Here is a 6,354-nt window from a genome sequence, read left to right on the forward strand (position 1 = left end):
AGATCAAGATCAACAGATCGCGAGCAAGCTCGCTCCTACAGGGCCTTTAGAATCAATCACTTATTTCATGTTTGATAAGAGCGAGCCTCGCGATCTCTTGATCTTGGTGCTTAACCCTGACTGGCTAAAACAACCTCAAGCACACGAATCAATCCTGGCTCTGGATAATGCCAGCGCACATCCAGGTCCCAGAACTGCGCACCGTATTCGCGCTCGGCAGTCGGCGTTTGGTAAGCCGGGCGTGGATCTTGCGCCAGGCATTGCTCAATCAGCGCCACCAACGGTTCCTGCAAGCGCACCCCATGGGCGTGCGCTTCTTGCAGCGCTGAGTCAGCCCATTGCACGGGGATCAGCACCGGCGCCGCGCTGGCCATGCTGTTGCTCGCACTGCTGATAATGTCGGCGTAGGGCACATACGGCTTGATATCGAGAATCGGCGTCCCGTCGAGCAGGTCAATGCCCGAAATGTGCAAGCGACCGGCTTCGACCTTATCCAGTTTGACCACCGACTGGCCGATGCCATTGGGCCGGTGAGTCGCACGGGTGGCAAACACCCCCATGGACTTATTGCCGCCCAAGCGTGGCGGGCGCACCTTGAGCCGGGGCTTGTCTTCTAGCGCCTGGTGAAACACAAACAACAGCCAGACATGACTGACCTGCTCCAGACCTTGCACGGCATCGCCTTGGTCAAAGGGCGCAACCAGCTCCAGAACACCCCGGGCAGCGGGTGCCAGTTGGGGTTGTCGCGGAATGGCGAACTTCTCCTTGAAACAGGAGCGCACAAAGCCGACAGGCGAGACGGTGTAAGTCATGTGTTTGTCGCCGTATCAGCCACGAACCCGCAGGGTTAGCCCCTTCAGGAAGTTACGCAGCAACTGATCGCCACAGGTGCGGTAGTTGTTGTGGCCGAATTTGCGGAACAGGGCGCTCAGTTCTGGTTTGGACACCGGGAAGTCAACCGACTTGAGGATCGCGTGCATGTCGTCCTCTTTGAGTTCGAACGCCACGCGCAGTTTTTTCAGGATGATGTTGTTGGTCACAGGCAGTTCAACCGGCTGCGCTGGACGGCTGTCGTCCTTGCCGCGCTTGAAGATCACCAGGCCATCAAGAAAGTGCGCCATGACGTTGTCCGGGCAGCGAACAAAGCCTTCTTCTTCGTCTTTTTTGAGGTAGGTTTCGATGTCAGCTTTGGTGACGTTCAAACCGCCCAGTTTGATGATCTCGACAACTTTGTTGTCGCTGATGTCTAGCATGTAGCGCACGCTGCGCAGTACGTCGTTATGAATCATGTGGGTAATCCTGATAATCAGCAGTGAGCACCGCAGGCAAGGCTGCGGTGTCGAAATAGGTGGGCGCGGCCGTGTTTAGAACTTTTCTTTGGCCGTCATGTAGCGCCATTGGCCAACGGGCAGCTTGCCCATCGAGACGCCGCCAATGCGAATCCGGCGAATCGAAATAACGGTGAGGCCTACGGCCTGGCAGAACAATGCAATCACGCCCGGTTGCGGGTTCTTCATGGCAAAGCGTAGGCGGTTTTCACTCTGCCAGCTGGCTTTGACCGCAGGCAGCTCGCGACCTTTGTAGGTCAGGCCGTGGTTGAGCCGGTTGAGGCCGTGGGGAGCCATCTCGCCCGACACTTCGACCACGTACTCCTGCTCGATCTTGCTGGCATCGGCGGTCAACTTGCGGACGATTTTCCAGTCCTGGGTAAATACCAGCAAACCGCTGGCGTTGGCTTGCAGCTCGTTGCCCACGCTCAAACGCAAAAAGTGACCTTTAAGCGGGCGTTTGCCGAAGCGGTGCTCTTCGCTCAGGGTTTGTGGGCTGAGCAGTTGCATGGCGCTGTCAGTGTCCAGGCCCGCCGGTGCGTTGAGCAGCAGGGTCACAGGCTCTGGCGCTGTGGCCTTGGCGTGCGGATCAAGTTCGACCTTTTGCTGGTCGACCTTGAATTGCGGTTCGTCGATGACTTCGCCATCTACCGTGACCCAGCCACCTTCAATGAACAGTTCGGCCTCACGGCGCGAGCAGCCGACGAGTTCGATGAGGCGTTTGGAGAGACGTATCGGTTCAGACATGACAGGGGCCGTAATGGAATTGGGCGGCTATTGTACCCGCCTGGCGCCGGTTAAGCCCGGCAACATTTGCCTTAACTGCGCGTCAGCGGCTTTTGGCGTTTGTAGCGCAGGTGCAGCAACGGATAAGGCTGGCCCAGGCCGTCGTTTTCGCAGCGCCCGACCACCTCAAAACCCTGTTTGAAGTAAAAGCCAATGGCTTGCGGGTTTTGTTCGTTAACGTCCAGCCTCTCGGCATTCAGCTCGTTGATGGCGAACAGAAGCAGGCATTTGCCAACGCCTTGGCCGCGGTAGTCAGGGTGGATGAAGAGCATTTCAACTTTGCCGGCGGCAACCCCGGCGAAACCTGCAATGCGCTTGTTGGAAGGGTCTTTGCAGCAAATCAGCATCACCGCGTCCAGGTACTGGCTGATGACCAGTTGGCGCAGCAAGACAATGTAACTGTCGGGTAAAAAATCATGGGTGGCTCGAACGGACGCTTCCCACACCTCGGTTAATGCTTCGAAATCTCTGAGACGTGGCGTTTGGATGGCCCATTGTTGTTTCATCGTGCGTGTCTCCGACACTGATGATTGAGGAGCCTCCTAACAATAGCCGTAAAAAAAGCCCTGGCGCATTCGCGGCAGGGCTTTTTTAAGCGCAGCGTGTGGATTACAACGCTTCAGCCCACAAGTCGTACTCGTCGGCGTCGGTCACACGGCACATGATCTTGTCGCCCGGCTTGATGTCTTTCTCGGTGGCGATAAACACGTTGCCGTCGATTTCCGGGGCGTCGAAGAAGCAGCGGCCAACAGCGCCTTGCTCGTCAACTTCGTCGATCAGGACTTCAATTTCCTTGCCGATCTTCAGTTGCAGGCGTGCCGCGCTGATAGCTTGCTGGTGCGCCATAAAGCGCTCCCAACGGTCCTGTTTGACGTCGTCCGGTACGATGGCAGCGTCCAGCAGGTTGGCCGGTGCGCCTTCAACGGGCGAGTACTGGAAGCAACCTACGCGGTCCAGTTGCGCTTCGGTCAGCCAGTCCAGCAGGTACTGGAAGTCTTCTTCGGTTTCGCCAGGGAAGCCGACGATGAAGGTCGAACGGATGATCAGTTCCGGGCAGATCTCGCGCCAGTTTTTGATGCGGGCCAGGGTCTTGTCTTCAAAGGCCGGACGTTTCATGGCCTTGAGTACTTTAGGGCTGGCGTGCTGGAACGGGATGTCCAGGTACGGCAGGATCTTGCCGGCCGCCATCAACGGGATCAATTCGTCAACGTGCGGGTACGGGTACACGTAATGCAGGCGAACCCAGACACCCAGTGTGCTCAAGGCTTCGCACAGTTCGGTCATGCGGGTCTTGACCGGCGCGCCGTTCCAGAAACCGGTGCGGTATTTGACGTCGACGCCGTAGGCGCTGGTGTCCTGAGAGATCACCAGCAGCTCTTTAACCCCGGCTTTAACCAGGCGCTGAGCTTCGTCCAGCACATCGCCCACCGGGCGGCTGACCAATTTGCCGCGCATCGAAGGAATGATGCAGAAGCTGCAGCTATGGTTACAGCCTTCAGAAATTTTCAGGTACGCGTAATGGCGCGGCGTCAGCTTGATGCCTTGTGGCGGCACCAGGTCGATCAGCGGGTTGTGGTCCTGACGGGGCGGCACCACTTCGTGAACCGCGTTGACCACTTGCTCGTACTGCTGAGGGCCGGTCACGGCGAGCACGCTCGGGTGCACGTCGCGGATGTTGCCTTCTTCGACGCCCATGCAGCCGGTCACGATGACCTTGCCGTTTTCCTTGATGGCTTCGCCGATGACTTCCAGCGATTCAGCCTTGGCGCTGTCGATAAAGCCGCAGGTGTTGACCACCACGACGTCGGCGTCCTGGTAGGTGGAAACAACGTCGTAGCCTTCCATACGCAGTTGCGTAAGGATGCGCTCGGAGTCGACCAGCGCTTTCGGGCAACCCAAGGAAACAAAGCCAACCTTAGGGTTGGCTGGCGTGGTAACGGTGGACATGGCGAACCTCGGTATGTAGTGACGTTACATGCCCGTAAAGGCTGCACGACGAACGGGCGCTTGGAGTTTGCGCGCCTCTGATCAAAAAAAGTGCGCAATTTTAGCTATGGTGAACGCACTTGACCAGCGTTATACGGGGATTTACGACGAGTGCTGCGCTATGCTGCGCGCCGTTGCGAAACCCGCTTTTTAACGAAGCTGATTTCGTAGGTAAAAGTCGTGGCTAACAGTCAGAAAATCAGAGCATGCTGCACACCAAATGCGGCGCTCGCCATTAAGAAACACGGTCCAAAGTCGTAGGAGTGGTTAATGGGGCATGTCAGTAGTCCGGCAACAGAAGACGGTCACTCAAAGGCAAAACCTATCGGAATGCTGGTTGCCGCGGTTGGCGTGGTATATGGCGATATCGGTACCAGCCCGCTGTACACCCTTAAAGAGGTGTTTACCGGCGGGTATGGCGTACAGGTTAACCACGATGGTGTCTTCGGCATTTTGGCGTTGATCCTGTGGTCGCTGATCTGGGTGGTCTCGATCAAGTACGTGCTGTTTATCCTGCGCGCCGACAACGAAGGCGAGGGCGGGATCATGGCCCTTACTGCGCTGGCGCGCCGTGCGGCCTCGCCTTATCCCAAGTTGCGCACGGTGCTGGTAATTCTGGGGTTGATTGGCGCTTCGCTGTTCTATGGCGACAGCATGATTACCCCGGCCATTTCCGTGTTGTCGGCGGTTGAAGGTCTGGAGCTGGCGTTTGCCGGGTTGGATCGCTGGGTCGTGCCGCTGGCGCTGATTGTGCTGATCGCGCTGTTTTTAATTCAGCGCCGCGGCACGGCGACACTCGGCAAGCTGTTCGGGCCGATCATGGTGCTGTGGTTTGTGGTACTCGGTGGCCTGGGGATTCATGGCATCGCTCAGCACCCGGAGGTGCTTAACGCGCTGAACCCGGTGTGGGGCGTGCGTTTCTTTGTCTCGCACCCGGGCATGGGGGTGGCGATTCTGGGCGCGGTGGTGCTGGCGTTGACCGGTGCTGAAGCGTTGTACGCCGACATGGGCCACTTTGGACGCAAGCCGATTGCTCGCGCCTGGTTCATCCTGGTGCTGCCTGCGCTGGTGCTCAATTACTTCGGCCAAGGGGCTCTGCTTCTGGAAAACCCGGAAGCAGCGCGTAACCCGTTCTACCTGCTGGCGCCGAGCTGGGCGTTGATCCCTCTGGTAGGGCTGGCCACGCTGGCCACCGTTATTGCCTCTCAGGCGGTGATTTCCGGGGCCTTCTCGTTGACTCGTCAGGCCATTCAACTGGGCTACATCCCGCGCATGCACATTCAGCACACCTCCAGTGCCGAGCAGGGGCAGATCTACATCGGCGCGGTGAACTGGTCATTGATGGTCGGGGTTATTTTGCTGGTGTTGGGCTTTGAGTCATCGGGCGCCCTGGCGTCGGCCTACGGTGTGGCCGTGACCGGGACCATGTTGATCACCAGTATTTTGGTGTCGGCGGTCATGCTCATGCTGTGGAAGTGGCCACCTGTGTTGGCGGTACCGGTGTTGGTCGGCTTTCTGCTGGTTGACGGCCTGTTCTTCGCCGCCAACGTGCCGAAAATCGTCCAGGGCGGCGCCTTCCCGGTATTGGCGGGGATCGTGCTGTTTATCCTGATGACCACCTGGCGGCGCGGCAAACAATTGCTGGTTGATCGCCTGGATGAAAGCGCGTTGCCGCTGCCGCTGTTTATCAGCAGCATCCGTGTTCAGCCGCCGCATCGGGTGCAAGGTACAGCGGTGTTCCTGACCGCCCGGCCAGACGCAGTGCCGCACGCGCTGTTGCATAACCTGCTGCACAACCAGGTGCTGCATGAGCAAGTGGTCTTGCTGACCGTGGTCAACGAAGACACGCCACGCGTGCCTGCGCAGCGGCGGTTTGAAGTGGATGCTTACGGTGAGGGGTTCTTCCGGGTCATCTTGCACTTTGGCTTTATGGATGAAACGGACGTGCCCGAGGCGCTCAAACTGTGCCATCTCGACGAGCTGGACTTCAGCCCGATGCGCACGACCTACTTCCTGAGTCGCGAGACGGTCATTGCTTCCAAGCTGGTGGGGATGGCGCGTTGGCGGGAAGGGTTGTTTGCCTTCATGTTGAAGAACGCCAATAGCAACTTGCGATTCTTTAACCTGCCGGTAAACCGGGTGATCGAACTGGGAACCCAGGTCGAGATGTAAGCCGTCCTGTAGCGACGTTAAAACGCTGTAGGAGCGAGCTTGTCTCGCGATCTTTTAAGATCAAAAGATCGCGAGACAAGCT

At 58.0% G+C, this 6,354-nt stretch carries 6 protein-coding genes; 1 reads left to right on the forward strand and 5 read right to left on the reverse strand.

What is annotated here, in order from left to right; all coding sequences use genetic code 11:
* Positions 1-110: 110 nt before the first annotated feature.
* The 5 genes from tsaA to rimO all read right to left on the reverse strand — a co-directional run bounded on the left by tsaA (position 111) and on the right by rimO (position 4,061).
* Positions 111-812 (reverse strand): tRNA (N6-threonylcarbamoyladenosine(37)-N6)-methyltransferase TrmO, encoded by a 702-nt coding sequence (gene tsaA / locus AAEZ03_RS25380; protein WP_350582429.1) that lies wholly within the window; start codon positions 810-812, stop codon positions 111-113.
* Positions 813-827: 15 nt separating this feature from the next.
* Positions 828-1,289, reverse strand: a complete 462-nt coding sequence (locus AAEZ03_RS25385) for a YehS family protein (RefSeq protein ID WP_350582431.1) — start codon at positions 1,287-1,289, stop codon at positions 828-830.
* A 75-nt stretch (positions 1,290-1,364) separates the two neighbouring features.
* The gene (locus tag AAEZ03_RS25390; protein WP_123751954.1) at positions 1,365-2,075 is read right to left on the reverse strand and encodes an rRNA pseudouridine synthase; all 711 of its coding nucleotides are present in this window, start codon (positions 2,073-2,075) and stop codon (positions 1,365-1,367) included.
* A 71-nt stretch (positions 2,076-2,146) separates the two neighbouring features.
* Positions 2,147-2,620, reverse strand: a complete 474-nt coding sequence (locus AAEZ03_RS25395; RefSeq protein WP_123751955.1) for a GNAT family N-acetyltransferase — start codon at positions 2,618-2,620, stop codon at positions 2,147-2,149.
* A gap of 103 nt (positions 2,621-2,723) precedes the next feature.
* Positions 2,724-4,061, reverse strand: coding sequence for a 30S ribosomal protein S12 methylthiotransferase RimO (rimO, locus tag AAEZ03_RS25400; protein WP_123751956.1), 1,338 nt, complete (start codon positions 4,059-4,061; stop codon positions 2,724-2,726).
* Between the two features lie 309 nt (positions 4,062-4,370).
* Between rimO and AAEZ03_RS25405 the strand changes: the two genes are divergently transcribed.
* A complete protein-coding gene (locus AAEZ03_RS25405; RefSeq protein ID WP_048369602.1) occupies positions 4,371-6,272 on the forward strand; it encodes a potassium transporter Kup in 1,902 nt (633 codons plus the stop codon).
* The last annotated feature ends 82 nt before the right edge of the window (positions 6,273-6,354 follow it).

The organism is Pseudomonas sp. HY2-MNA-CIBAN-0224 (assembly GCF_040310285.1).
Taxonomy (GTDB): domain Bacteria; phylum Pseudomonadota; class Gammaproteobacteria; order Pseudomonadales; family Pseudomonadaceae; genus Aquipseudomonas; species Aquipseudomonas helleri.